At 63.4% G+C, this 25882-nt stretch carries 24 protein-coding genes, 2 pseudogenes and 1 riboswitch; of the genes and pseudogenes, 17 read left to right on the top strand and 9 right to left on the bottom strand.

The window, feature by feature from the left end:
• Window positions 1-106: 106 nt before the first annotated feature.
• Together IVB18_RS33690 and IVB18_RS33685 are read left to right on the top strand one after the other, a co-directional pair.
• On the top strand, window positions 107-340 hold the full coding sequence (locus tag IVB18_RS33690; RefSeq protein WP_247984620.1) for a hypothetical protein: 234 nt from the start codon (window positions 107-109) through the stop codon (window positions 338-340).
• Window positions 288-2072, top strand: a pseudogene (locus IVB18_RS33685) (PQQ-binding-like beta-propeller repeat protein). Before IVB18_RS33690 ends, IVB18_RS33685 begins: the two are co-directional and overlap by 53 nt.
• A 38-nt stretch (window positions 2073-2110) precedes the next feature.
• Here the strand turns inward: IVB18_RS33685 and IVB18_RS33680 are convergent.
• Window positions 2111-2365, bottom strand: a complete 255-nt coding sequence (locus IVB18_RS33680) for a PilZ domain-containing protein (RefSeq protein WP_247984619.1) — start codon at window positions 2363-2365, stop codon at window positions 2111-2113.
• Between the two features lie 182 nt (window positions 2366-2547).
• On the opposite strand from IVB18_RS33680, the gene IVB18_RS33675 reads away from it, so the two are divergent.
• Window positions 2548-2841: an HdeA family protein gene (locus IVB18_RS33675; protein ID WP_247984618.1), complete on the top strand. Its 294-nt coding sequence runs from the start codon at window positions 2548-2550 to the stop codon at window positions 2839-2841.
• A gap of 109 nt (window positions 2842-2950) precedes the next feature.
• Here IVB18_RS33675 and IVB18_RS33670 read toward each other — a convergent pair whose 3' ends face one another.
• Window positions 2951-3415: a PaaI family thioesterase gene (locus IVB18_RS33670; RefSeq protein WP_247984617.1), complete on the bottom strand. Its 465-nt coding sequence runs from the start codon at window positions 3413-3415 to the stop codon at window positions 2951-2953.
• Window positions 3416-3797: 382 nt separating this feature from the next.
• On the opposite strand from IVB18_RS33670, the gene IVB18_RS33665 reads away from it, so the two are divergent.
• Window positions 3798-4094: a hypothetical protein gene (locus IVB18_RS33665; protein ID WP_247984616.1), complete on the top strand. Its 297-nt coding sequence runs from the start codon at window positions 3798-3800 to the stop codon at window positions 4092-4094.
• Window positions 4095-4196: 102 nt separating this feature from the next.
• Window positions 4197-4451, top strand: a complete 255-nt coding sequence (locus IVB18_RS33660; RefSeq protein ID WP_247984615.1) for a hypothetical protein — start codon at window positions 4197-4199, stop codon at window positions 4449-4451.
• Between the two features lie 15 nt (window positions 4452-4466).
• Here IVB18_RS33660 and IVB18_RS33655 read toward each other — a convergent pair whose 3' ends face one another.
• Both IVB18_RS33655 and IVB18_RS33650 read right to left on the bottom strand, forming a co-directional pair.
• Window positions 4467-4700 carry a hypothetical protein gene (locus IVB18_RS33655; RefSeq protein WP_247984614.1) on the bottom strand — a complete coding sequence of 78 codons (234 nt, stop codon included), beginning with the start codon at window positions 4698-4700 and terminating at the stop codon, window positions 4467-4469.
• A gap of 187 nt (window positions 4701-4887) precedes the next feature.
• The gene (locus IVB18_RS33650; RefSeq protein ID WP_247984613.1) at window positions 4888-5076 is read right to left on the bottom strand and encodes a hypothetical protein; all 189 of its coding nucleotides are present in this window, start codon (window positions 5074-5076) and stop codon (window positions 4888-4890) included.
• A gap of 404 nt (window positions 5077-5480) precedes the next feature.
• Between IVB18_RS33650 and IVB18_RS33645 the strand changes: the two genes are divergently transcribed.
• Complete coding sequence (locus tag IVB18_RS33645) at window positions 5481-5828, top strand: hypothetical protein (RefSeq protein WP_247984612.1); 348 nt, start codon at window positions 5481-5483, stop codon at window positions 5826-5828.
• A gap of 106 nt (window positions 5829-5934) precedes the next feature.
• A complete protein-coding gene (locus tag IVB18_RS33640; RefSeq protein ID WP_247984611.1) occupies window positions 5935-6174 on the top strand; it encodes a DUF2798 domain-containing protein in 240 nt (79 codons plus the stop codon).
• A 965-nt stretch (window positions 6175-7139) separates the two neighbouring features.
• Here IVB18_RS33640 and IVB18_RS33635 read toward each other — a convergent pair.
• Window positions 7140-7307, bottom strand: coding sequence for a hypothetical protein (locus IVB18_RS33635; RefSeq protein WP_247984610.1), 168 nt, complete (start codon window positions 7305-7307; stop codon window positions 7140-7142).
• Between the two features lie 366 nt (window positions 7308-7673).
• On the opposite strand from IVB18_RS33635, the gene IVB18_RS33630 reads away from it, so the two are divergent.
• The 7 genes from IVB18_RS33630 (at window position 7674) to IVB18_RS33600 (ending at window position 14858) form a co-directional block, all read left to right on the top strand.
• Window positions 7674-7829 (top strand): hypothetical protein, encoded by a 156-nt coding sequence (locus tag IVB18_RS33630; protein WP_247984609.1) that lies wholly within the window; start codon window positions 7674-7676, stop codon window positions 7827-7829.
• Between the two features lie 325 nt (window positions 7830-8154).
• The gene (locus IVB18_RS33625) at window positions 8155-9330 is read left to right on the top strand and encodes an IS630 family transposase (protein WP_247984608.1); all 1176 of its coding nucleotides are present in this window, start codon (window positions 8155-8157) and stop codon (window positions 9328-9330) included.
• A 42-nt stretch (window positions 9331-9372) separates the two neighbouring features.
• On the top strand, window positions 9373-10437 hold the full coding sequence (locus tag IVB18_RS33620; RefSeq protein ID WP_247984607.1) for an IS630 family transposase: 1065 nt from the start codon (window positions 9373-9375) through the stop codon (window positions 10435-10437).
• Window positions 10438-10638: 201 nt separating this feature from the next.
• Complete coding sequence (recA, locus tag IVB18_RS33615) at window positions 10639-11727, top strand: recombinase RecA (protein ID WP_247984606.1); 1089 nt, start codon at window positions 10639-10641, stop codon at window positions 11725-11727.
• 360 nt (window positions 11728-12087) lie between these two features.
• Complete coding sequence (locus IVB18_RS33610; protein ID WP_346732569.1) at window positions 12088-12810, top strand: hypothetical protein; 723 nt, start codon at window positions 12088-12090, stop codon at window positions 12808-12810.
• A 10-nt stretch (window positions 12811-12820) separates the two neighbouring features.
• Entirely contained in the window at window positions 12821-13819 is a 999-nt protein-coding gene (locus IVB18_RS33605; RefSeq protein WP_247984604.1) for a hypothetical protein, read from the top strand.
• A 55-nt stretch (window positions 13820-13874) separates the two neighbouring features.
• Window positions 13875-14858: a hypothetical protein gene (locus IVB18_RS33600; protein ID WP_247984603.1), complete on the top strand. Its 984-nt coding sequence runs from the start codon at window positions 13875-13877 to the stop codon at window positions 14856-14858.
• Window positions 14859-14860: 2 nt separating this feature from the next.
• On the opposite strand, the gene gcvP is transcribed toward IVB18_RS33600, so the two are convergent.
• From gcvP to gcvT, 3 genes are read right to left on the bottom strand one after another with little or no spacing between them, the layout of a single operon-like run.
• Window positions 14861-17755 (bottom strand): aminomethyl-transferring glycine dehydrogenase, encoded by a 2895-nt coding sequence (gene gcvP / locus IVB18_RS33595; protein ID WP_247984602.1) that lies wholly within the window; start codon window positions 17753-17755, stop codon window positions 14861-14863.
• Between the two features lie 18 nt (window positions 17756-17773).
• Window positions 17774-18142 (bottom strand): glycine cleavage system protein GcvH, encoded by a 369-nt coding sequence (gene gcvH / locus IVB18_RS33590; RefSeq protein WP_247984601.1) that lies wholly within the window; start codon window positions 18140-18142, stop codon window positions 17774-17776.
• A gap of 10 nt (window positions 18143-18152) precedes the next feature.
• On the bottom strand, window positions 18153-19301 hold the full coding sequence (gene gcvT, locus IVB18_RS33585) for a glycine cleavage system aminomethyltransferase GcvT (protein ID WP_247984600.1): 1149 nt from the start codon (window positions 19299-19301) through the stop codon (window positions 18153-18155).
• Window positions 19302-19448: 147 nt separating this feature from the next.
• Window positions 19449-19537: riboswitch (glycine riboswitch) on the bottom strand.
• Window positions 19538-19758: 221 nt separating this feature from the next.
• Between gcvT and alaS the strand changes: the two genes are divergently transcribed.
• Window positions 19759-22437: an alanine--tRNA ligase gene (alaS, locus tag IVB18_RS33580; protein ID WP_247984599.1), complete on the top strand. Its 2679-nt coding sequence runs from the start codon at window positions 19759-19761 to the stop codon at window positions 22435-22437.
• A 4-nt stretch (window positions 22438-22441) separates the two neighbouring features.
• Entirely contained in the window at window positions 22442-23668 is a 1227-nt protein-coding gene (locus IVB18_RS33575) for a cyclic nucleotide-gated ion channel (protein WP_247984598.1), read from the top strand.
• Between the two features lie 4 nt (window positions 23669-23672).
• Here IVB18_RS33575 and IVB18_RS33570 read toward each other — a convergent pair.
• Window positions 23673-24174, bottom strand: a pseudogene (locus IVB18_RS33570) (DUF3455 domain-containing protein).
• 126 nt (window positions 24175-24300) lie between these two features.
• On the opposite strand from IVB18_RS33570, the gene IVB18_RS33565 reads away from it, so the two are divergent.
• The gene (locus IVB18_RS33565; RefSeq protein ID WP_247983422.1) at window positions 24301-25482 is read left to right on the top strand and encodes an IS110 family transposase; all 1182 of its coding nucleotides are present in this window, start codon (window positions 24301-24303) and stop codon (window positions 25480-25482) included.
• Window positions 25483-25882: the final 400 nt, after the last annotated feature.

The following is a 25882-nucleotide window of genomic DNA, read 5'->3' as shown; positions in this document are numbered from 1 at the left end:
CGCTGCGTGCCCCGCGAACATCGGTTGCTGAAACCGCGGAACCCCTGGCATTTGCTATTACGGGATTGCAGGCTAGTTTGTACCCCAGACGAGGGGGATTGCACCAATGAGGATTTTGGTCATAGCGGCCGCGGTGCTGGCGCTGTCGGCCGGCTCGGCGCAGGCGCAGATGGGCGGCGGCGGCAAGCGCCAGGGCAATGACGCAGGCAAGGCCGACAACAAGCCCAAGGTCGACGAAAAGGCCTACAAGGCTGCGCTTGAGCGCATCCCCGAACCCAAGGAGAAGTATGATCCGTGGAGTGGGGCCCGCCCGAGCGAACCCGCGAAGAAGCCGAAATAAAGCGGTGCGGGCGTTGCCGACCCGCCTGCGATACCTGGCCGGCCTCGTTGCACTGCTGTTGCTTGTGGCGCGGCCGTCCGCCGCCTGGGAGAGCTGGGGCGGCGATCCCGGCGGCTCACGCTTCTCGCCATTGCAGCAAATCACGCCCGACAATGTCGGCAATCTGGTTCGGGCCTTCGAATTTCGCTGTGCCGGCTTCGGCCGTGGCGGCGAGGTCAAGTTCGATATCGGCATGGCGCTATGGCGCTGGAATGGCCCGGCGAATTCCAGATCACCTCGCCGCCGGCGGTCGGCCGTGGCGTGATCGTGGTTGGCTCCGCGATCGGCGACAACCGTCGCGTCGATGCGCCGAGCGGCGTGGTGCGCGCGTTCGATGCGCGCAGCGGTCAGCCGCGCTGGACCTTCGAGCCGCTCAAGCGCGTCGGCATAGAAGCGAGCCACGCCAATGTCTGGGCGCCGATGTCGGTGGACGAGGCGCGCGGGCTGGTGTTCCTGCCGACGTCCTCGCCGTCGCCGGATTTTTGGGGCGGCAGGCGGCCGGGGCAACAACGAGCACGCCAATTCGGTCGTGGCGCTGCGCATCGAGACCGGCGACCTCGCATGGGCATTCCAGACCGTGCATCACGACGTCTGGGACTACGACCTGCCGGCGCAGCCGACGCTCGCGCGCATCGACACCGGCAAGGACCAGCGCGACGTCGTGATCCAGCCGACCAAGCAGGGCTTCGTCTTCGTGCTCGACCGCGATACCGGCAAGCCGGTATGGCCGGTCGAGGAGCGCGCGGTGCCGCAGGGCGGCGCCGAGGGCGAAACACTGTCGCCGACGCAACCGTTCCCGACCCATGTGCCGGCGCTGACGTCGCAAACGATCTCGACCGATGATGCGCTCACGCTATTGCCCGGCCTGCGCCGCTCCGCCTGCGAAAGACAATTCGCTGAGGCGCGCAACGAAGGGCTGTTCACGCCGCCTTCGGTGCAAGGCACGCTGGAATTTCCGTTCACCGGCGGCGGAGTCAACTGGGGCAGCGCGGCCTTCGATCCGGTCAACCAGATCCTCTACGCGAACACCGGCCGCGCCGTGCATCTCATCAGGCTGATCCCGCGCGCGGAAGCTGCCGGATTCAATCCGCCGCCCGGCCACGATTTCGGCCAGCAACAGGGCGCGCCTTTCGCGATGTCGCGTGCAGTGATGACGTCGCCGCTCGGGCTGCTTTGCAACAAGCCGCCTTGGGGCGAGATGGTCGCGGTCGATCTGAAGGCCGGCAAAATCCTCTGGCGTTCGACCGTCGGGACTACCGAAGATCTGGCGCCGCTCGGCGTGCCGCTGCCCTGGGGTGCGCCGCTCGTCAACGGGCTCGCCGTCACCGAAGGCGGCGTCGTCTTCACCGGCGCGATGGATGCTTATTTGCGCGCCTTCGATGCGCGAAGTGGCAGAGAGCTGTGGCAGGGCCGGTTGCCGGTGCCCGGCGTCGCCAATCCCATGACCTATCTCTGGAAGGGCGAGCAGTATGTGGCGATCGGCGCCGGCGGTCACTCCGAAGCCGGCACCTCGATCGGCGACAGCGTCGTTGCGTTCCGTCTGCCGCGAGCGGGCGAGGCGCCGTCACTGTGGTCGCGCACGATCGATCGTCCCGGTAGTCGATTTTTGGCGTCGTCGTTGGCGATCGTGCTCGCGATCATCGCGCTCGTGATAGCAGGCCTGCGCTGGCGTCGCCAGCGTCGTACCAGGTAAGCATGACGCTGTGTTGTGTATGCGGTGCGAACCGTCGTTCATATTGCGCGCAATTGCACGAAGGCGAGGCCGATGCGCCTGTCGCTGCGCCACACCGGGCGGCAATTCCGTACGAAATTGTCGCGTGAAATCGACAGCGTGAACGATTGCGGCAATGTGACGGGGTTTTCGAGATCGATTGTGGCGCCGCCCGCCGACATGTTTCGCACCGTGCACGCGATGCCGCTGCCTTCAAAGGTGATCGTGCCGCCCTTGAAAACACGGTGCCGTTGCGCCGCGCGTTTCTCGATCATTCGCGTTATTCCATAATGATGATTGTGAAGTAGCGCATAGAAATTACGTTGAACTAAACTCAATACTGGCGCTACTTGCACAGCGCTTTACACTTCGTTTACGAAACTGAAGCGGAGGGTCTCTCCGCCGACTTTCCTTCACGAGCCTTCCTTTATGGCGCCGCGCGCCGATGGAGATATTGATGAAGACCACGCTTTCGATTTTGTTCGCCGCAGCTCTCTCGCTGTCGTCCGTTCCCGCCCACGCCACCAAGCTCGATCTCTCGACCATGAGCTGCAAGCAGTTTCTCGAGAGCGGCGACGACACCATCAAGCTGGTGCTGACCTGGATGGACGGCTGGTACAAGGGCGACGAGGACAACGCGATCATCGACACCGACGTGTTCGTCGACAACGCCAAGCAGTTCGGGACCTATTGCGGAAAAAATCCGACGGTGAGCATCGTCACCGCGGCCGACGAAGTGCTCGGCAAGTAACCGCTGAAGCGCGGTCGGCACCGCGCTTCGGTTTCCCCTTGAGCCTGATCTCCATCGAGAGCCGCGAGACGCTTGGCGTTCACGCGGCTCTCAGCTTTTCGGATCATGCTTATCCCGGCAGCATCGCGAACGCGCTCGATACCATCGCGACCGGCTTGTTGTCGGTGGCCGATAGCAGGGTGACGCGACCAAAGCTCATGGTGCGCCCGAGCCGCACCACGCGCGCGTCCGCCAGCACGTCGGACGATGAGACAGCGCGCATGAAATGCGTGGTCTGGTCGACGGTGGTCATCGGACGGTAGCCGCGATTGGCGGCCAGAATCGCGATCACCATCGCGGTATCCGCGAGCGCCATCAGCGCCTGGCCGCACACCACGCCGCCGTGACGGCACAGCCGATCCGAAAACGCCATGCGCAGCAACGCGTCCGGTTGCCAGTCCGGCGCATCCGGTGGCGGGGCGTGCTCGATGCGGTCGACCGAAAGGTTGAGATCCTGGACCCAGGGCGCGAAGACCTCGCCGAGTATGCGTCTGGCGTCGGCGATGCCGAATTCCGCTTCTGGCTGCGATGACATTGCTGTCGTTTCCCCCATTGTTGCCGGACGTTTCGGTCATTCTGCGCGCATTGGCGCGGCAAAGTCACCCGGTCTCCATAGGTGCGTTGGCTTGAAAATGCCTGACTTAGCCCCCTATGATGCCGCGCTTGGGAATGGGGTGGACGATGTTGCGTCGATGTGTCCTGGTCTTTTGTCTGGCCGCGCTGGGGCTCGCGCTGAACGGGTGCACCAAATGCGGCCCGATCTGGGACGACTGGCTGAACGCGCCGAAATCGTGCAGATCTGACCGGCTCTAGCGTGCCATGCGGCCCCGAGCGACCCCAAGGTCGTGACCGGGATGTGACAAGGATGACAAGGGGCGGGGTGACCCGCCCTTCTATCGAAGACCAAGGAGTGGATGATGAAGCTTTTCCGTATGGCGGCGGTGGTGCTGGCCGTGCTGGCAGGACCGGCCTATGCGCAAATGCCCAATCTGAATTTGCTGCAGGAGGGCCCGGGCAAGACCCCTGAGGAGAAGGCCGCGGAGGCCGAGCGCGATAAGGCCTACAAGGAAACGCTGAAGAAGATTCCCGACTCCAAGGCATCCAACGATCCCTGGGGCGGCATGCGCTCCGATCCGCCGAAGCAGCCCGCACCCAAGGCATCGGCCGCGACCAGCGCGCCCAAGAAGACCAAGACCGGCACAGCCGCCAACTGAGCATATGCCCGGCCGGAGGTGGCTTACGTCTCCGATCGGGACTCCTCTTCAGCCAGCCTGCTTACTACATTCCCGAACAGTGTCGCGTAGAGGAGGCAAGAGATGGCCGATCGGCCGCGGGATCTCGCCGAGCGGATGGCGCGCCGGCGCAAGGCGGGCGGCAAGTCGGCCGAACAGACCGGCGACGGCTATCTGCGCGAGAGCTTCACCTTGCCGCGCGCGGCGGCGCGGGCAAGAGCGCAGGCCTTCTTCGCCCGCTACCCCAAGGCCGGTTACATGAGCGAAGTCGAGCACTGGCGCGAACTGCCTGGCGGCGAGATCGAATTCACCATGCGGCGGCTGCCCAGCGCCGACTAGATCGGGTTCAAGGACCTACTCAAAGGACTCCGCGACGATACGGATCCGGAACACAGGCTCTTTGGTTTCGTCGAGCAGCTCCATGTGCCACTCTGAGTTTTCCTGGAGCTTGCGGGAGATGCCCGCGGCCATGTCGGCGCAGAAATTGGTCATCTCCTTCCAGGCCGAATCGCGATCGGCAAACTCCGTCGCATGGTCCGCGCAGCCGGAATAACGGCCGTTCCGGATTCGAAAGAAATAGAGCGGCATGGCTGGCACCGATCGCGTGATGGCCGCGTCCCCAGGGCCATAAGGCGCTCAATCCAATCCCAAACCGCTGGCAGATCAATTCCGGGCGTCTACGGAATAGGCCCGATGGACGCCGAGGCTCCCTGCGAGCCATAGCGTCCTGCGGCGCACCAGAGCGCCTTCAAACCTCGGTCTCAGTCCCGCCGATTCAGACCGTCTTCCGTGCGATGGCCTTCAGCTCCCGATCGATGCGCAATTGCACCCGCCGGATCGCCAACAGATCGATCTTGGTCTCGGTCTTGCCGGACTTGATCTGGTCGCCGACGCGGAATTGCCACTGCCAGCCTCCCGGAATCGCCGTCCTGGTAACGGTGAACTCGACGCCCCTGTGATTCATGGTCACCTCCACGATCGGCCTACCATGACCAGAAACATGTTGGGCATCATAATATTCCGCCGATCAGTGAAATTTTCCGGTAAGCCTTGGAGAGTTCATGGAAATCTTGAAAGCGCGCGCGGTCCGAAACAAACGAAATCGGATTCCGAAAGGGCTGCCGATGCAGGTCCGCGGTCAGGAACTCTGTTCATGGTCGGAGAACCACGGCTTAGATCGAATTTGCCGAAGTTCCTTTGGTGACGGCATGAATGGCCTCGCACGAAATCTCGGAACATCCTGCGGTTCCGTGAATTGATCGATGTGGTTCCCCATCGCGGTTTCGCAGCGAGTAAGCCGCGGCGCGGGTTCTGGCGCGCATTCGTGGAACCGTAACCGCGCGAGGTTATTGTCGCGGCTCGATTGAGATGAGTTCGCGCTTCGAGTCTTTTCCACTTTTGCGTGCGGAGCATTTATGCTCTGCTGTTGAAGGGCGGCGCGAGCGTGATGTCAGGAAAGAGCGAGGCGTGTGGCTGAAACATCTCGTGTTGCGCTTGGGTGCGCGGAATTTCTCGCTGGTTTGTCCGCGTTGCCAGCAGCCCGCGTCTTCCCTTACGTTCAGGCGCGGACGCTACATGCTCGGCGACGAAAAGCTCGCCTGCGAGCATTGCGGCGAAACCAGCCTCGTGACCTTCTGGCGGTTCGAAGGTTTGTCGGGCCAGCCCGGTTGCTCGGAGGCGGGGCGGCACGAATCGCTGGCCAACTCGCAGCACTGATTCAACGACGCGATGCAAATCGAGCAGGAGGCGCCGAAGCGTGGCTGGGTGCGATCCACGGCACGTGCCTTGCTTGGCCTGATGACGGCAAGCAACATGGCGCATCATGCTCGGCATTCCCCGTCGCTACAGTCACTTCGTCTTCGGCCTCATCCAGTCCGGCCTGACCTCGCTGATCGCGGCGGGGATCGCCAGCTTGCCCGCGTCGAGCGCGATGCTCTTCGTTCAGCACTGGATGATCTCATGGCTGATCGCATGGGCCGGGATGCTTCCCATCGTGCTCTTGGCGGCACCCGCGATCCGATGGTTCGCGTTGCGGCTGACGCGCGAGGAGGGGAGCCCGTGAGCCGGCGAGCGCGCATGAAAAAACCCCGCTTGGGGAGAGCCAAGCGGGGCGAGAGGTTGTTGGAGGCTGAGGTGCTGGGCTGCAACACCATAGCCAGAGAATCGTAACCGGCTCAGCTTACGACAGACTGACAAGCCGGCAAATCGGATCCGGACCGCTGGGATGAATGCCGTCCGCAAACAGAAAACCCCGCTCGGGGCCGAGCGGGGTCGTCGACTGGGTATGGAGGCCCGGTGTTGGTCCACCGAGCGAGGCAACGCTAGACGAACAGGCTTACAGGCCGCCTTACGCAAGCTGGCGTAACCTTGCGTCCAGCCAGTGCATCCGGCATAGCGCGGACGTTGCGGGTCCGGCCGAACGCGTCGTCACGAATGACGAAGGGAAGGCGCTTTTTGAAGTGCTATAACGTCCCAATTCGAACACCCGATTGCACAACTTACGACACACCCGTCGGCGAGATTTTGGCTGTTCGGCGAAGCCATGGGGGAACGTGGCGCGCCGACAACGGGGTGGCATCATGGATAACGTAGAGCGGTCATTCGCCGCCGCGACGGCGGCTGGCTTCGTCGTGCTGGTGATCGGCATCGTGCTGTTGGCGCTGATGTAGGGGCGGGCAGGTGTGCAGGCCGGGAGACGGCAGCGGGAGGGCCGGGCGAACAGGCGCTCCGATCCCGGGTGGCACCCAGGACGCCGCCGCGTCTTTCAAAAAATGGAAAACAACCCCATGCACAGTAGGGCGCTGGGCGATTTTGTTGCGCGATCAATGGCTTAGTTGAGGTATTTAGATGCCTTGATCGCGCATGACCCCGCTCCGGGGCGCATCCCGACGCGCAATGCCCGGATCCTCGAAATCAACGGGCGGCCGCTCCTGACGGCCACTTCTGCGACGCTTATTCCCGACGGGTACCGGCGCTGTCTGCCCATCGCCGGCGCCGCCTCGATCAGATTCGAAACCGTCTGCAGGCCTAATGGACCTTGATCTCGCCTAGGGGAAGGTGGAGTTCGGCGGCGCGCTCTTCGCGGTCCTTCTTGCGGAACTCGTTTTCCTTCCGTTCGAACTTCACCATCTCCTCCTGTGCCGCCTCCAGCAAATGATTGCGCCGAGCGACACCATGCTGCGTGTTTTCCGTCATGACCCAAGTCCCACTGTGGCGGTCTCACCCCCAAGAATGCCAGTGACCGCGGAAAGGTTCGGTGCCGCAGGATTGCGGAATGATGACGGCGCCCGGCGGCTGCGTCTTTGATGCGCGTCATCATCAGTCGAAGGGCGACACGTGGCGACCTTGCCTTTCTCTGAAGCGGGAAGCGGGACAGCGTCTACTTCCGCGGTGGCAGGACGTACCAATGCACTGTCAGCAGAGCCGCAAAAGCTCCCGACAGCGCGAAGATGATCGCAAGGGTGATTGAATACTTGCGAAACCGTTTTGCCCGACCCGTCTGGATAAGAAGCATTGCTAAAAAATACACGTTTAAGTAAGTTTGAACAGTGAGAGGCACACATGACCGAGCAGAAGGAAGTCGAATACCACTGCCCTGAGTGTGACGGGACGGGCCGAGACACCGGCATGAAGCCGGTTCACCTTGGTGAAAAGATTGAGTTTCGTCCCTGCACGAAATGCGGCGGATCGGGAAAAATCAAAAAGGCCGCCAACTGAGGCGGCCTCTTTCCCGCACTAGGGTTGTGACCTCTTCCACATGACGGCGCCGACGCAACAGATGGCAATGAATCCAATCGCCACTTCCACGAAGTGTGGAAATCCGTAAGAGCCCCAAGCGACAAATCCCAACACCACGGCAAGGGCGGCCTCAGCGAAGCCGTTGATCTTGTGGAAGGGCAGCTTTGGCTCTAGCGACATCTGAAGGGGGATATTCCGCCAATGGAACACCCTAGACGACCGATTCTATGAAATTGGCACTGATGGAACGGATGGTTTGTTGCGGGATTCCTCGTTTGTGTTTGGCTGAACGAGGAGTGGCGTCATGGCGAAGTGGCGGCAAGCGGTCGAGTTGGCGCTGACCGATGAGGAGGCTGAAGTGTTGACGGCTCTTTCGCGGTCGAGGACGGAACCGGCGAGCCGGGTGTCGCGGGCAGCGATGCTGCTCGCCTACCTCGAACAGCCATCGTTCTTTGCCGTGGGACAACGGCTTCGCGTGCACCATCAGACGGTCCAACGCTGCGTCGAGCGAGCCGTGGCGTACGGCGCACTGGCGGCACTCGACGACCGACCGCGACCGGGCAGGGAGCCGGTGATCACGCCTGAGGCCAAGGCCTGGTTGGTGTCTTTGGCGTGCGACAAGGCCAAGGAGCACGGCTATCCACACGAGCTGTGGACGACGCGGCTTTTGGCCCGTCATGCGCGCGAGCACGGACCGGCGGCGGGGCACGAATGTCTCGCCCGTCTGGTTCAAGGCACGGTGTGCAAGCTTCTCGGCCAAGAGGCAATCAAGCCGCACAAGGTGCGCTACTATCTTGAAAATCGCGACGCCGCGTTCGAACAGAAGATGGCGGAGGTTCTGTGCGTCTATCGTGAAGTCGATGTCCTGAAAAAAGCCCCTGCCAGATCCAAGAAGCGGGGAAAACCGGTGGCGATCGTCTCTTGCGACGAGAAGCCGGGAATTCAGGCCATCGCGACCACGGCGCCGGATTTGCCGCCTGAGCCCGGCATCCACGCCACCTTTGCGCGGGATCATGAGTACAAACGCCATGGCACGCTCAGCCTGTTGGCCGGGATAGATCTGCTCACCGGAAAGGTCCACGCGCTCGTCAGAGATCGCCACCGCAGCCGCGAGTTCATCGAATTCCTCAAGCTTCTCGATGCCGCCTATCCGGCCAGCACCGCGATCAAGCTGATCCTCGACAATCATTCGGCACACATCTCGAGGGAAACCAGAGCCTGGCTCGACACCCGACCGGCAGGCCGCTTCGGCTTCACGTTCACGCCAAAGCACGGCTCCTGGCTCAACCTCATCGAGGGCTTCTTCTCCAAGTTTGCCCGCTCTGTCCTGCGTCACATCCGAGTGACATCAAAGCACGAACTCAAGGGACGCATCATGGCCGGCATCGACGACGTCAATCGCCATCCCGTCATCACACCTGGTCCTATAAGCTTGCCGATGCAGCCTGATATGATTCGAACCATGGAAACGCTGACCTAGTACCCACTTTTCTTGGATCGTGAGTCGTGATTCAAGATATGGATGATCCCCGAAGCAAGAGAAGTCCACCTTTCGCGGAAAGATCGCAAGGTGCTTGAGGCGTGTTGTAGCTCGCCGGTGACGTTGCAGCGCGATTTGAAGCGAGCGCGGATCGTTCTGTTGGCGGCGGATGGGCGCAGCACCCGCTCGATCGCCAAAGAAGTCGGAGTCCAGCCGCGGATTGTCAGCCTTTGGCGGCACCGCTATGCCGATCATGGCCTTGAAGGGCTGCAAGACAAGCCGCGGCCCGGCAAGCAGCCGATCTATACGAAGGTCACCGACAAGCGGATTCTGAAGCTGCTGGATAAGCCGGCCCCGCAAGGGTTTGCGCGCTGGACCGGCCCTCTGCTGGCCGAGGCGCTCGGCGATGTTGACGTCCAATATGTTTGGCGGTTCCTGCGCAGCCACAAGATTGACCTCGCGGCTCGCAAGTCTTGGTGCGAGAGCAACGACCCGAACTTTACGGCCAAAGCCGCCGATGTTGTCGGCCTCTACGTCGCCCCGCCCGCGAAGGCCATTGTGCTATGCGTGGACGAGAAGCCCTCGATCCAGGCCTTGGAGCGAGCGCAGGGTTACCTGAAGTTGCCCAATGGCCGCGCCTTGACCGGCCAAAGCCACGATTACAAGCGGCATGGCACGACAACGCTGTTTGCGGCGCTTGAAGTCGCCACCGGAAAGATCATCGCGACGCATTCAAAACGCCGTCGCCGCGTCGAGTTTCTCGACTTCATGAACAGTGTCGCCGCGGCCTTTCCGGGCCGAAAGCTTCACGTCATCCTCGACAACCTCAACACCCACAAGAAGAACGAGCCCTGGCTCAAGGCCCACCCCAACGTGCAATTTCACTTCACGCCGACAAGCGCGTCCTGGCTCAATCAGGTCGAGGTCTGGTTCTCGATCTTGCAGGGGCAGTCACTTAGCGGCACCTCCTTCACAAGCCTCAACCAGCTTCAGGAACACATCGATGCCTACGTCAACGCCTACAATGACAAAGCCGAGCCCTTCATCTGGACCAAGAAAAAGGTCCGTCAACGCCGTTTCAAAGGCCGCCGTATCACTCAGCTCTGATTCCGAGTACTAGTTCGCTTCTGTCCTCAAAATCAAACTAGGACACTCCCAAAATCAACTTAGGACACTGGGGATCAAATACGGACTGTAAAAGAACATATTGCGAACTTGGAACAAATGGGGTACATTGGTTTTATCGCCGGCCCGCCTCGTCAATCGTTTGTCCCCCTAGCGAATCCTCGTCATAAGGAGCACGACCCGATGTCCACCACTGCGCTGCGTATCGTCGAAGGATCCTCCATGGACAAGAGTAAAGCTCTGGCCGCCGCGCTCTCCCAGATCGAGCGGCAGTTCGGCAAGGGCTCGGTGATGAAGCTCGGCAAGAACGATCGCTCGATGGATGTCGAGGCGGTGTCGTCGGGCTCGCTGGGGCTGGATATCGCGCTCGGCATCGGCGGCCTGCCGAAGGGGCGGGTCGTCGAGATCTACGGGCCGGAATCCTCGGGCAAGACCACGCTGGCGCTGCATACGGTGGCCGAAGCGCAGAAGAAGGGCGGCATCTGCGCCTTCATCGACGCCGAGCATGCGCTCGACCCGGTCTATGCGCGCAAGCTCGGGGTCAACATCGACGAGCTCCTGATCTCCCAGCCGGACACCGGCGAGCAGGCGCTGGAAATCTGCGACACCCTGGTGCGTTCCGGCGCGGTCGACGTGCTGGTGATCGATTCGGTCGCCGCACTGGTGCCAAAGGCCGAGCTCGAGGGTGAGATGGGCGATGCGCTGCCGGGTCTCCAGGCCCGGCTGATGAGCCAGGCGCTGCGCAAGCTCACGGCCTCCATCAACAAGTCCAACACCATGGTGATCTTCATCAATCAGATCCGCATGAAGATCGGCGTGATGTACGGCTCGCCGGAAACCACCACCGGCGGCAACGCGCTGAAGTTCTACGCCTCTGTCCGCCTCGACATCCGCCGCATCGGCGCGATCAAGGAGCGTGACGAGGTGGTCGGCAACACCACGCGCGTCAAAGTGGTGAAGAACAAGTTGGCGCCGCCCTTCAAGCAGGTCGAGTTCGACATCATGTACGGCGAGGGTGTCTCCAAGATGGGCGAGATCCTCGATCTCGGCGTCAAGGCCGGCATCGTCGAGAAGTCCGGCGCCTGGTTCTCCTATGACAGCCAGCGTCTCGGCCAGGGCCGCGAGAATTCGAAAGCGTTCCTGAAGGCCAACCCCGACATTAGCGCCAAGATCGAGACATCGATCCGCCAGAACTCCGGCCTGATCGCCGAGCAGATTCTCGCCGGCAGCCCCGAGCGCGACGCCGACGGCGAGGAGCCGGCGGACGAGTAGGCCTCAAGCCGGATAGAGTTTTTCGCGAGGAGCGGGCGCTGAGGACGTTGAGTTGCCGACGTCTTCGGCGCCTGTTTCGTTTTGCGTTGGGGTGGGGCCATGAAAAATGTGATCCTGACGAGTTCGTCCGGCTTCGATCTCATGCGCTCGGGTCTTGCCGAGGTCGTTGTCCCATTCACGTTCCGTCTTGTCGATGGGCCTCCGCCTCTCGACGAAGTTGCAGTCTATGTCGGCGCGCACTTCGAGGCGCTCGGGCCGGGGAAGCACTGGTCGGACTTCGTTGGCCGATGGTCTCCGGCAGCGGAAGATCGCAGGCATCTCTCGCTAGTCGAGTTCTGCCAACCTTACGACGTCATCGAATTGTGGTTTGATTCGACCCCGAATGATCAGCTTCAGCTGATCTGGCTGCTCGATCATCTCCGTTCTCACCCGGAAAATGTGGCCAAGACAAAATTACGTTTGATCGCCTTCAGGCTGATGGCGCAGGACGCGAAGGCGATTGGCAAGTCGCTGTCCTACATCCCCGATGTCGACGTCACCGCAAATGAACTTGAAACAGCAAGCATGACTTGGCAGGCCTACTGCGCGCCGACACCGGAGGCCTGCATCGATCTCGTTCACAGGGATCTGAGTGCCTTGCCGATGCTAAGACCGGCCTTCATCGACCTTTTGGCAGAGCTTCCGTCAAATTCGACGGGGCTTGGCGCGACGGAGATGCGATTCCTCGAACTCATTGCGCGGGGCTACGAGCGGACGAACGCGCTGTTCCATCTCGGAGACCTTCGCCGCACGCGTGTCTTTAACGAGTTTGAGCTGGGCTGGCTGCTGCAAGGACTGGCGTTAGGTCCGAGACCTGCGGTGGCGGGACTTGACGATGAGCTGCGAAATATCGACCGTGAGAACCTGAGGGACCGTCATGAGGCTTATCTGCGGAGCAGGCTGTCGCTAACGGCGTTCGGGAGAACGGTGCTGGCGGGCAGGGAAGATTTCAGCCGTCACAACCCGATCGACCGCTGGTGGGGCGGTACGCGGCTGACCAACGACCGGCTGTGGCGTTACGGTTCTGTCTTGACGAAGCCTTGAGGCCGCGAGCGTGACACGGCTTATTCTGACAACAGGCTCCTCAGCAGCCGGCGCCCTCGAACAGGTAGGCCTGGGCGATCTCGGGCTCGCGATCAATCGTCGGCTTGTCTCGGGGCCGCTGCCATCCGACGCAGAGCTTGAAGCGTACTTCGCGCCGCGTACGACGCAGCCCTACGACCTTCATTGGCTGGACGATACGCCACCCTGGCGCCGCGAAAAATCGGGAGTGAAGGATCGCGGATTAATCGAGCTTTTCGCCGAATGTGAGTCGGTCGAGTTGTGGATGGGGCCAGAGCCAAATGCGCAATTGATCCTGCTCTGGCTGCTCGACCATTGTCGCAGCGAAGGCATAGCGGCCTCCGAGCTCGTGATGCGTCACCTCGACATCAGCATCGGTAACATCGATTCACAGCGACTTGCGAAGCTCGATCCGCCAGCCGTCAGACTGACGCAAGATCACCTCGAACTGGCCGGTCGTGCGTGGCAAGCCTATCGCGCGCCGGCGCCGCAAAGCTGGTTCGAACTCCTCGAAGCAGATTTAAGCCTGCTGCCGCAACCCGGTCAGTGCGTGGTGGGTCTCCTCGAAGAGCTTCCGAGCGTCACCTCCGGACTTGGCGCTACGGAAGCACGGATACTCGAGTTAGTTGCACCAGGCGAGGTGCAGCCCTTCGACGTCTTCCCAGGTCACCAGAAGCGCAATGAGCGGCGCGTTTTCCATTACTGGGAAGTCGGAGCGCTGCTCGATGGACTCGCGCGATGTCCGGTGCCTCCCGTGTCAGGACTGGATGAGGGGCCATTCTCGCTCGACATGCACAACGATCCGCGCCGTCACGCACGATACAAGCATTCCCGCTTGTCGCTGACCGATCTTGGAAAGGCAGTGCTGGCGGGATCAGAGGATTTTCGCCGGCATAACCCGATCGATCGCTGGTGGGGCGGAACCCACCTGACCAGCGAACGGCTCTGGCGGTGGGATCGTGACAGCCATGCATTGGTTGCGCCTGCCTGATGCGTGCGTATGGCTCAAAGCGTTCGTGTAATTGCTTATCAATTGCGAGGCGACCGTGTCTCATTTGATCCTGACGACGAATGATCTTTCGGCCTATCGATTGCAGCCGACGCGTTTGGCGAACCAGGTGGTTGGCTTCGACCTTCGCCTCGTCCCGGGGATGCTGCCGCCCGAGGCGGAGCTGACGACCTTGGTGGCGCCGCGTTCGGCCAAGCATGATGCTGACGGCAAACATTGGCTTGACCACTCTTGCCGCGCGGGGGTCTGTCGATCCACCAAGCGCAATGACGGCCTTATCGAGTTCTGTGACCGGTTCGATTCCATCGAGCTTTGGGTCGATCCGCAAGCCAACGATCAACTCATCCTCGTCTGGCTGCTCGACGTCCTTCGTCCCTACAAGGAGGTGACTTCGAAGCTGAGCCTGGTTCAGTCCGACGACAGGATCGCGAACTACCGCCCGGATTCGCTTGCCGCGTGGAAGCTGCCTGCGTTCAAGATGACGGATCGCCACCTCGCGCTGTCCAGCAGGGCCTGGCAGGCCTACCGCGCTCCGACGCCGGAAGGTTGCTTCGAGCTGCTGCTGCAGGATACGACAATCCTGCCGCGGCTTCGGCCCGCGATGATTGCGTTGCTCGAAGAGCTGCCAGATAGCTTGAACGGACTCGGCGTCACCGAGGAGAGGATGCTGGAATATCTCGCCAACGGATGCACCGACCCGCGCGAAGTCCTTTATGCGGCTAATATCCGCGAGATCTTCAACGAGCGCGAGGCGATGGACCTGTTCGACGAGTTGGCGCAGTGCCCGGAGCCGCTCGTTCTTGGTCTCGGCGACATTCCATTCGAGAAGGGCGAAGAGGCCCGTTGGGTTCGCTACAAGAACGGCAAGGTTGCGCTCACCGAGCTCGGGCAGGCTGTTGTGGAGGCGGAAGACGACTTCTGCCGGCACAACCCGATCCGTCGCTGGTGGGGCGGCGCTCATCTGACCAACGAACGGCTCTGGCGATGGGATCGTGAGCGCCGTTCGCTGGTTGCTCCGTAACGCTACTCCGCCGCTTCCGCGTAATCGCTCACCGGCGGGCACGAGCACACCAGGTTGCGGTCGCCATAGACGTTGTCGACGCGACCGACCGGGCTCCAGTATTTGTCGGTGCGCGAGGTGCCGGCGGGGAAGCAGCCCTCGGCGCGGGTGTAGGCGCGAGTCCAGTTGTCGTCGGCGATGTCGTGCACGGTGTGCGGGGCGTAGCGCAGCGGCGAGGCCTCGATCTTGAACCGGCCGCCTTCCACCTCGGCGATCTCTTTGCGGATCGCGCTCATCGCGTCGCAGAAGCGATCAAGCTCCGCTTTGGATTCCGATTCGGTCGGCTCGATCATCAGCGTGCCCGGCACCGGAAAGCTCATCGTTGGCGCATGGAAGCCATAGTCGATCAGGCGCTTGGCGATGTCGTCGACGGTGACGCCGCTGGTCGTCTTCAGCGCGCGGGGGTCGACGATGCACTCATGCGCGACGCGGCCCTTCTCGTTCTTGTAGAGCACCGGGAAATGCGCATCGAGCCGTGCGGCAACGTAGTTGGCGTTGAGGATCGCGATCTCGGTCGCGCGCTTCAGGCCTTCGCCGCCCATCATCAAAATGTAGATGTAGGAGATGGTGAGAATCGACGCCGAACCAAACGGCGCGGCCGAGACCGGCCCGATCGGAGCATCCGCATTGGTCGCCGAATGGCGATTTTCCGGATGACTTCCCGGATGACTTGGCAGGAACGGGGCGAGATGCGCTCTCACGCCGATCGGGCCCATGCCCGGGCCGCCGCCGCCATGCGGGATGCAGAAGGTCTTGTGCAAATTGAGATGGCTGACATCGGCGCCGTAATCGCCGGGCCGCGACAGGCCGACCTGCGCGTTGAGGTTGGCGCCGTCGAGATAGACCTGGCCGCCATGGCCGTGGACGATGTCGCAGATCTCGCGGATATGCTCCTCGAATACGCCATGGGTCGAGGGATAGGTGATCATCACCGCAGCGAGATCGCTGGAATGCTTTTCGGCCTTGGCGCGGAGATCGTTGACGTCGACGTCGCCGTTCTTCTCGCAGGCGACCACCACCACGTCCATGGCGACCATCGCGGCAGAAGCCGGGTTGGTGCCGTGGGCGGAGGAGGGGATCAGGCAGATCTTGCGATGCGCCTCTCCGCGCGCGGCATGATAACCACGGATGGCCAAAAGCCCGGCATATTCGCCTTGCGCGCCCGAATTCGGCTGGAGCGAGATCGCGTCATAGCCGGTGATGTCGCACAGCCATTTTTCCAGCCGCGTGAACAATGCTTGATAGCCCTTGGCCTGCTCGCGCGGCGCGAACGGGTGCAGGGAGCCGAACTCGGGCCAGGTCAGCGGCATCATCTCGGTGGTTGCGTTCAGCTTCATGGTGCAGGAGCCCAGCGGAATCATCGCGCGGTCGAGCGCGAGGTCGCGATCGCTGAGCTTGCGCATGTAGCGCAGCATCTCAGTCTCCGAGCGATGCGCGTGGAACACCGGATGGGTGAGGAAGTCCGTCGTGCGCTTCAACGTATCCGGCAGCGCCTCGCGCGTGGTCGCATCGACCTCGGCGTAAGTGAGCTTGCCGCCAAACGCGCGCCAGATTGCTTCGACGGTCGCGGGCGTCGTGGTTTCATCGAGCGCGATGCGCAAGGTGGTCCCGCCGAGGCCGAAATTGATCTTCTCGGCCGCAGCAAGCGCAACGATCTCGTCGCGCTTGCCGCCAGCGTCGACCGTTACCGTGTCGAAGAAGCTTTCGGACTGTGGCGCGAAGCCGAGCTTGCGCAGGCCGGCCGCCAACACAGCCGTGCGGCGATGCACATTGCGCGCGATCTGCGTCAAGCCTTCGGGGCCATGATAGACCGCATACATCGAGGCGATCACGGCGAGCAGCACCTGCGCGGTGCAGATGTTGGAGGTCGCCTTCTCGCGGCGGATGTGCTGCTCGCGGGTCTGCAGCGCGAGGCGATAGGCGGGAGCACCACGGGAATCAACGGACAGGCCGACGATGCGACCGGGCAGCGAGCGCTTCAGCGCATCGCGCACCGCCATATAGGCTGCGTGCGGACCGCCATAGCCCATCGGCACGCCAAAACGCTGCGCCGAGCCGATCGCGATGTCGGCGCCGAGCTCGCCGGGCGAAGCGAGCAGTGTCAGTGCCAAGAGATCGGCGGCAATGATCGCGAGTGCGCCCTTGGCGCGCAGCGTCGCGATCACGGGCCTGAGGTCGCGCACGGCGCCCGAACTGCCGGGATATTGCAGCAGCGCACCCAGCACGTCGGTCTTGTCGAGATCGGCGAGGGGATCGCCGACGATCAGGTTCCAGCCGAGAGGCTCGGCGCGGGTGCGCATCACGGCGAGCGTCTGCGGATGCACGTCCTTGTCGACGAAGAAGGCTTTCGCTTTGACCTGCGAGTGCCGCTCCGCGAGCGCCATGGCTTCGGCCGCCGCGGTCGCCTCGTCGAGCAGCGAGGCGTTGGCGACGTCGAGCCCGGTGAGATCGCAGATCATGGTCTGGAAGTTGAGCAGTGCTTCCAGGCGGCCTTGGCTGATCTCGGGCTGGTAGGGCGTATAGGCCGTGTACCAGGCCGGATTCTCAAGGATGTTGCGCTGGATCACCGCGGGCAGGATCGTGCCGGAATAGCCTTGGCCGATCAGCGAGGTGAAGACCTGGTTTTGGGCGGCGAGCTCGGCCATATGCGCGATCGCCTCGGTCTCGCTCAAGGGCTTGCCGAGATCGAGCGGGGCGGCCTGCCGGATCGAGGCCGGCAGCGTCTCCGCCATCAGCGCGTCGACGCTTTTGGCGCCGACCGCCTCCAGCATTGCCGTGACATCCCGCGTCGACGGGCCGATGTGGCGGCGAACGAAACCGGCGGCGGTGTCGCCGTTGGATTTGCGGTGCGCGGTCATCGCTTGCTCCATCGCTCTTTAAGCCGTGTGCGCCTTGTAGGCGGCTTCATCCATGAGGCCGCCGAGCTCGCTCTTGTCGGCAATCCTGATCTTGAAGAACCAGGCCTTGCCGCCTGCATCCGAATTGACCAGCGCCGGCTCTGCCACGACGGCCTCGTTCACCTCGAGCACCTCGCCCGAGATCGGCGCGTAGACGTCGGAGGCGGCCTTCACCGATTCCACGACGGCGGCGGCCTCGGTCTTCTTCAGCGTGCGGCCGACCTTGGGCAGTTCGATGAACACGACGTCGCCGAGCTGCGACTGCGCGTAATCGGTGATCCCAACGGTGGCGACATCGCCGTCGATCGCCAGCCATTCATGGTCGGAGGTGTACAGCGTCGTGGTCATTCTCAGGTCCTCAGCGTTTGTAGGTGTTTTTCACGAAAGGCATGGCGGCGACCGCGAGCGGCAGCCGCTGGCCGCGCACCTCGGCGAAGAGTTTTGTGCCGAGCGCGCTTTGCGCAGTAGGCACATAGCCCATCGCTACCGGCGCATTCAGGCTCGGGCCGAAGCCGCCCGATGTGACCTTTCCAATCGGCTCACCTGTGGTCGCATCTGCAAACAGCAGCGCGCCCTCGCGCACCGGCGCGCGGCCCTCGGTGCGCAGGCCGACGCGGCGGCGTGCCGCGCCCTGGTCGAAATGCGCAAGAATCTTTTCCGCGCCGGGAAAGCCGCCGGCACGGGCGCCGCCGCTGCGTCGGCTCTTCTGCACCGACCATTCCAGCGCGGCCTCGACCGGCGTGGTCGCGGTGTCGATGTCGTGACCATAGAGGCAGAGCCCGGCCTCGAGTCGCAGGCTGTCGCGGGCGCCGAGGCCGATCGGCATCACGTCGGGATTGTCCAGCAACGTCCTGGCGAGGTGCTCGGCGTCGCCTGCGGGAACGGAGATCTCGAACCCGTCCTCGCCGGTATAGCCGGAGCGCGACACGAAGCAGGCGAGGCCGGCGACCTTGTGCGGACCGGCATCCATGAACTTCATCGCCGGTGCCTCTGCACAAAGTTTCGCCAGCGCGGCTTCAGCCTTCGGACCCTGCAGCGCGATCAGCGCGCGGTCGTTGAGCGAATCGATGATGCAGTCGTCCGAAAGGTGCGCGCGCAGATGCGCCCCGTCCTCGGCCTTGCAGGCGGCGTTGACGACCAGGAACAGGTGATCGCCGAAATTGGCGACCATCAGATCGTCCAAAATGCCGCCATCCGCATTGGTGAACTGGGCGTAGCGCTGTCGGCCGGGCGCAACCGCGACGATGTCCTGCGGCACCAGCCGCTCCAGCGCGCGTGCGGCGTCCTCGATCCTCCCGGACTTCGGCCGGAGCGCGATCTGGCCCATATGGGAGACGTCGAACAGGCCGGCTGCGGTGCGGGTATGGAGGTGTTCCTTCAGCACGCCCGCGGGATATTGCACGGGCATGTCATAGCCGGCGAACGGCACCATCTTGCCGCCGAGGGACACATGCAGCCCGTGAAGGGGCGTACTCTTAAGGGAATCTTGGTCGTCGCGCGCAAGCATCACAGGGGCCCTCGGTGGTTCCCCGGGGAGGATTCCCCGATGGACACCAGTCGAAGCCCCATCTGTCGCTGTGCCTGAGAGTATTATCCCGTCGGCGGACGCCATCCTGGCCGTTAAGCCGGTCGGCGCCTCTTTCCAGATGCTGTCAAAGCCACGCGGTCCGTTTGCCTGAGAGTTTCCGGGGCGGTTGCTCCTTCGGCGCCGGCAATGAAGCCGGTCTCTCCCGACGTGGCCGTACGATACAGATAGGTACAGACCACAGGCCGGCCAAGCCTGTCAACGCGGGGCTAACGCCTTTCAACGGGATTGCGCGCCTGCGGCAACCCTCTGATCTCTCTGCACAGTTTCTGGACAGCGAAGCTGGCCTTGTCTAAAAGCGCTTCTGTCCGCAGATATCGGCCTAAACTTTCGGTTTGGATGGCGAGTAGCGGGCCCAAGCACACCCGATTGGATGAACATGAGCGGCGTCAACGAGATCAGGTCGACCTTTCTGAACTTCTTTGCCGAGAACGGCCACGAGATCGTGTCGTCCTCGCCATTGGTGCCGCGCAACGACCCGACCCTGATGTTCACCAATGCCGGCATGGTGCAGTTCAAGAACGTCTTCACCGGCGTCGAGAAGCGGCCCTATCAGCGCGCCACCACCTCGCAAAAATGCGTGCGCGCCGGCGGCAAGCACAACGACCTCGACAATGTCGGCTACACCGCGCGCCATCTCACCTTCTTCGAGATGCTCGGCAATTTCTCCTTCGGCGACTACTTCAAGGAGCGCGCGATCGAGCTTGCCTGGACGCTGATCACCAAGGAGTTCGGGCTGAACAAGGACAAGCTGCTCGTCACCGTCTATCACACCGACGACGAGGCCGCTGACCTCTGGAAGAAGATCGCCGGCTTCTCCGACGACCGCATCATCCGCATCCCGACCTCGGACAATTTCTGGGCGATGGGCGACACCGGCCCGTGCGGCCCGTGCTCGGAGATCTTCATCGATCGCGGCGAGCATATCTGGGGCGGTCCTCCGGGCAGCCCCGAGGAGGACGGCGATCGCTTCCTCGAGTTCTGGAACCTGGTGTTCATGCAATATGAGCAGGTGACGAAGGAGGAGCGCGTGCCGCTGCCGCGGCCCTCGATCGACACCGGCATGGGGCTCGAGCGCATGGCCTGCATCATGCAGGGCGTCGACAGCGTGTTCGAGACCGATCTGTTCCGTCATTTGATCGATGCGACCGCGTCCGCTTTGGGAACCGGACCGGACGAGAAGACCGTCGCCTCGTTCCGCGTCATCGCCGATCATCTGCGCTCCTCGGCCTTCCTCGTCTCTGATGGCGTGCTGCCCTCGAACGAAGGTCGCGGCTACGTGCTGCGCCGGATCATGCGCCGCGCGATGCGGCATGCGCAGCTTTTGGGTGCGAAAGACCCGCTGATGCATCGCCTGGTCTGGGCGCTGGTCCGTGAGATGGGCCAGGCCTATCCCGAGCTGATGCGCGCGGAAAAGCTGATCGAGGAAACGCTGCGGCTGGAAGAGACCCGCTTCCGCAAGACGCTGACGCGCGGCCTTGCCATCCTCGACGAGAAGAGCGCTTCCTTGAAGAAGGGCGACATGTTCGACGGCGACGTCGCCTTCACGCTGTACGACACCTATGGCTTCCCGCTGGATCTGACGCAGGACGCGCTGAAGTCGCGCGGCATCAGCGTCGACCAGGCCTCCTTCACCGACGCGATGGAGCGTCAGCGCCAGAAGGCGCGCGCGTCGTGGGCCGGCTCGGGCGAGGCGGCCTCCGAAGCGATCTGGTTCCCGCTGCGCGAGAAGTTGGGCGCCACCGAATTCCTGGGCTACGAGACCGAGAGCGCCGAAGGCGTCGTCTCCGCACTGGTGAAGGACGGCAAGGAGATCGACAGCCTCAAGGCCGGCGAGCCAGGTGCGCTTCTGCTGAACCAGACGCCATTCTATGCGGAATCCGGCGGCCAGGTCGGCGACACCGGCGTGCTGGTCGGCGAGGGCGGGATCAAGTTCCGCGTCACCGACACACAGAAGAAGCTCGGCGATCTCTTCGTTCACATCGGCACGGTAGAGAGCGGCGAGCTGAAGCTCGGCACCGCGCTCCAGCTCGAGGTCGATCATGGGCGGCGATCGTCGATCCGCGCCCATCACTCCGCGACCCATCTCATCCATGAGGCGCTGCGTCAGGTGCTCGGCGACCACATCGCCCAGCGCGGCTCACTGGTCGCGCCCGACCGCCTGCGCTTCGACTTCGTGCATCCGAAGCCGATCACGGCGGAGGAGCTTGCCCGCGTCGAGGACATCGCCAACGACGTGGTGCTGGAGAATGACGAGGTCACCACCCGCGTCATGGGCGTCGACGAGGCCCGCGAGGCCGGCGCGCGCGCGCTATTCGGCGAGAAATATGGCGATGAGGTCCGCGTGGTCTCGATGGGCAAGACCGCGCGCGAGCACGGCGCCAATGCGCTCGGCTGGTCGGTCGAGCTCTGCGGCGGCACCCATGTCAGGCGCACCGGCGACATCGGCCTGATCACGCTGACGGGCGAGAGCGCGGTTGCCTCCGGCGTCCGCCGCATCGAGGCGCTGACCGGAAACTATGCGCGCAAGCACGCCAACGACACCATGGCGCTGGCGAAGGCCGCAGCAAACGAGCTGCGCACCTCGATCGACGACGTTCCGGCGCGCATCACCGCGCTGATGGACGAGCGCAAGAAGCTCGAGCGCGAATTGTCCGATGCCCGCAAGAAGCTCGCGATGGGCGGCGGTACTTCCGTTGGCAATGGCGCTGCCGCGGGCGTGCGCGAGGTCGGCGACGTCAAGCTGATGGCGCGCGCGGTCGAAGGCATCGAGATGAAGGATCTCAAGAGCCTTGCCGACGACGGCAAGAAGCAGATCGGCTCCGGCGTGGTCGCCATCGTCGGCGTCACCGAGGACGGCAAGGCCGGAATCGTGGTCGGCGTCACCGCGGATCTGACCTCGCGCTTCAACGCCGTCAATTTGGTTCGCGTCGCCTCCGAAGCGCTCGGCGGCAAGGGCGGCGGCGGCCGGCCCGACATGGCGCAAGCCGGCGGTCCCGATGGTGCGAACGCGGCCGCGGCGCTCACGGCGATCGAAAAAGCCATGATCGGCGCCTGAGGCCGTGGGCCTCGTTCCGCGAGGACGTGGCCTGCGCGATCCCAACTTAAGGGATCGCCTCTACGAACTGCTGGAGCACGATGCCTTGGCCTATTCGGCCGGATCGCGCTTCATCCAAATGATCATCAGCGTCATCGTGCTCGACGTGGTCGCGATGATTCTTGCCTCGGTGCCGGAGTTGGACGCGCAATTCGGGGCGCTGTTCTCCGCCATCGCCATCCTCTCCATTATCGTGTTCGCGCTGGAATATGTCGCGCGGCTCTGGACGGTGGCGGGCCACACGCCGCGCAAGGGCTCGGCGCTCGCCGACCGGTTCTCCTACGCCTTCTCTGCGCTCGGCATCATCGATCTGCTGGCGTTTCTGCCGGCGGCGATCGTGCTAGCTTCGGGCCGGCATGCGACGCTAGCCGCGCTCGGCGTGCTGCCGTTCTTCAAACTCATCCGCTATTCGCCGGCGATGCGCTCGCTGCTTGCGGCGGTGCACGCCGAGCGTCGGGCACTGATCGGCTGCGTCGTCATTCTGACCGGCGTGGTGCTGACCTTCGCCTCGCTGCTCTACGCCATCGAGCGCGACGTGCAGCCGGACAAGCTCGGCACCATTCCGCAGGCGATGTGGTGGGCGATCGTGACGCTCGGCACCGTCGGCTATGGCGACGTCGTGCCGGTGACGGCGCTCGGCAAGTTCGTCTCGGTGTTCGCCATCGTCAGCGGCTTCGCCATGATCGCGCTGCCGGTCGCGATCATCTCGACCGCCTTTGCGGACGAGGTGAAGCGGCGCGATTTCGTCGTCACCTGGGGCATGCTGGCGCGGGTGCCGCTGTTCTCGCACCTGTCGGCATCCGAGATCGCCGACATCATGCGGCTGCTCCGGGCCCGCACCATCGAGCAGGGCGAGATATTGGTGCGGCGGGGCGATGCCGCCTCATCAATGTATTTCATCACTGCGGGCGAGGTCGAGATCGCGCTGCCGAGCCAGCAAGTGCGGCTCACTGATGGCACCTTCTTCGGCGAGATCGCGCTGCCGCACAAGACGAAACGCAGCGGCACGGTGACCGCGACGCGCAAGACCCGGCTGCTCGTGCTCGACGCCCAGGCCTTTCACGCCCTGATCGCGCGCATGCCGACGCTCGCCGCCCACGTCCACAAAACCGCGAAAGCGCGGCTCGAGGAGACCGGCGATCTTGCGGCGGCTGAGCTGGCGCAGGCGCAGCGCGAGGGCACCGACCGCTGAGCGGTCAGCCCTTGCGCAGGAAGACATACTCCGCGGAGTAGGGCGCGCTTTTGAACTCGCCGGCCTTCTCGCAGGTCCCGTCGAGCTTGCCGCCATGGGTGTTGATGCGCTGGACCGTGGTAACGGGCGTCAGCACGCCGCTGCCGCGACGGGAGGTGACGTCCAGCTTGAGCCAGGGGATATCGGCAGCCGTCGTACCGGGCGCATTGCCGATGGCCTTGCCCACCACGGCACTGCCGTCGGCGTGCTCCCAATTCGGCCCGGCATAGTGCCGGCCGACCGTCTTGCCCTCGGCGAGCAGGGTGGCGATCGGCTCGCGGAAGGCCCAGGCGAGCTTGCCGTCGGCGCCAGCCTTGCATTCATAGACCTGCGCGCCCTCGGCATGGACGCTGAGCACGACAGTCTCGCCCGGGGGCGGCGATGGCATCAGGGAGTGGGTCGGCGGCGAAGGCGGGGGCGCTGGTCAGCGCGAGGAGCGCGATCGCAAGGCTCTTGAACGTCGACATGATTTTTCCCCGGGCAAAGGTCTCGTCATTGCGAGGAGCCCTGCGACGAAGATTCCATGGGGAGTGGATAGCGACCAGGTCTGAGGCCAGACTGAGGTTGCTGACCCCCTCAACCTGGAGACGACGATGTTGCTCGATCATCCTTCCGACGGACCGACCGCTATCCGCACGCAGTTTGGCGCAATTTTTGTGTCTTTGGAACTGAGCCGTTCGACGTGGGTGATTACGTCACTTTCGCCTGGTACGGGCGAGAAGATGTCCAGGCACAGCGTCACGGCCGGCGATACGGCTGAGCTGATGAAGCTGTTTGCGGAACTCAGGCGCAAGGCGGAGGCCAGGACCCGCGAGAGCTATCCGATCATCACGATCCAGGAAGCTGGGCTGGACGGGTTCTGGCTGCACCGTGTTCTGCAACAGAACGGCATTGAGAGCCACGTGGTCGATCCCGCCTCGATTGCGACGTCGCGACGGCGGCGGCGGGCCAAGACTGACAGGCTCGATGGCGAGGCGCTGTTGCGGGCGCTTCTGGCCTACAAGCGCGGCGAGCCGCGGGTCTGTGCGATGGTGGTTGCGCCCTCGCCTGAAGAGGAGGACCGGCGCAGGCTGTGTCGCGAACGAGCGACGCTGATCGCCGAGCGCATCACGCATGTGAACCGGATCAAGGGTCTTCTGTTCGCGCAGGGGATATCCGACTACGTGCCGCTGCGGCGCAATCGGCGGGCGCGGCTTGAGGCCTTGCGCACGGGCGACGGGCGGGAGCTGCCTTCGCATTTGAAGGCGCAGATCGGCCGCGAGCTCGATCGGGTCGAACTGCTTCTGGAACAGATCAAGGCGGTCGAGGCCGCGCGAGATGCTCTGCTGGCCGCAGCCCGGAAGCCTGCAGACAAGAACGCTGCAGACAAGGTCGCGCCGGATCCGGTGGCGATGCTGCTGGCCTTGAAAGGGCTCGGCGCCAACTTTGCGGCCGTGCTCTGGTCGGAGGCGTTCTACCGGCAGTTCTCCAACCGCCGCCAGGTCGCCGCCTATGCGGGGCTTGCGGCGACGCCGTGGCAAAGCGGAGGCATCCGGCACGAGCAGGGCGTGTCGAAGGCCGGCAATCCCAGGCTGCGGACCACAATGATCCAGCTCGCCTGGCTGTGGATACGTCACCAGCCGCAGTCGGCCCTGACGCGCTGGTTCAAGGAGCGAAGCCCGCAAGGCCGCAAGCGCGCGATCGTGGCGCTGGCGCGCAAGCTTCTCGTGACCTTGTGGAAGTATGTCACCGCGGGCGAGACCATCGAGGGGGCCGTGATGAAGCCCGCCGCCTGATCCGGACCGCACCAAGCGGCGTGCTTCGCCGCCCGCGCGCAACGAAAGAACCATAACCCATCTGCCGAGGCCCGATCAGTCTCGGAAGATCCGGGTGGACGAACCGATGGATTGCATGGCTTCAAACGCCGCAACGAAGAATGGCCTCGTCCTCTCGAGCCTGCCCGCCGCAAGCGGAATCGTGGTGCAGTCGCCTTGTGCGACGACCGAATGTGAGTTTGATCTGGCAAGCAACCCAGATCGTCGAACCGGCTCGACCCTTGGATCGCAAATGCGAGGATGGCAGATGCCCTGACAGAACCGCCAACGCGAGGAGCTCCTATCGGCCCAACGCACCAAGCATGATGGCGTGCTCGCTCAACTCAAGGCCAAGCCGCTTCGCGGCGGCCCTAACAGGCCG

This window comes from Bradyrhizobium sp. 186 (assembly GCF_023101685.1).
Taxonomy (GTDB): Bacteria; Pseudomonadota; Alphaproteobacteria; order Rhizobiales; family Xanthobacteraceae; genus Bradyrhizobium.
The sequence above is the reverse complement of the archived record's forward strand: the minus strand, read 5'-3'. Positions and strand labels throughout refer to the sequence as shown.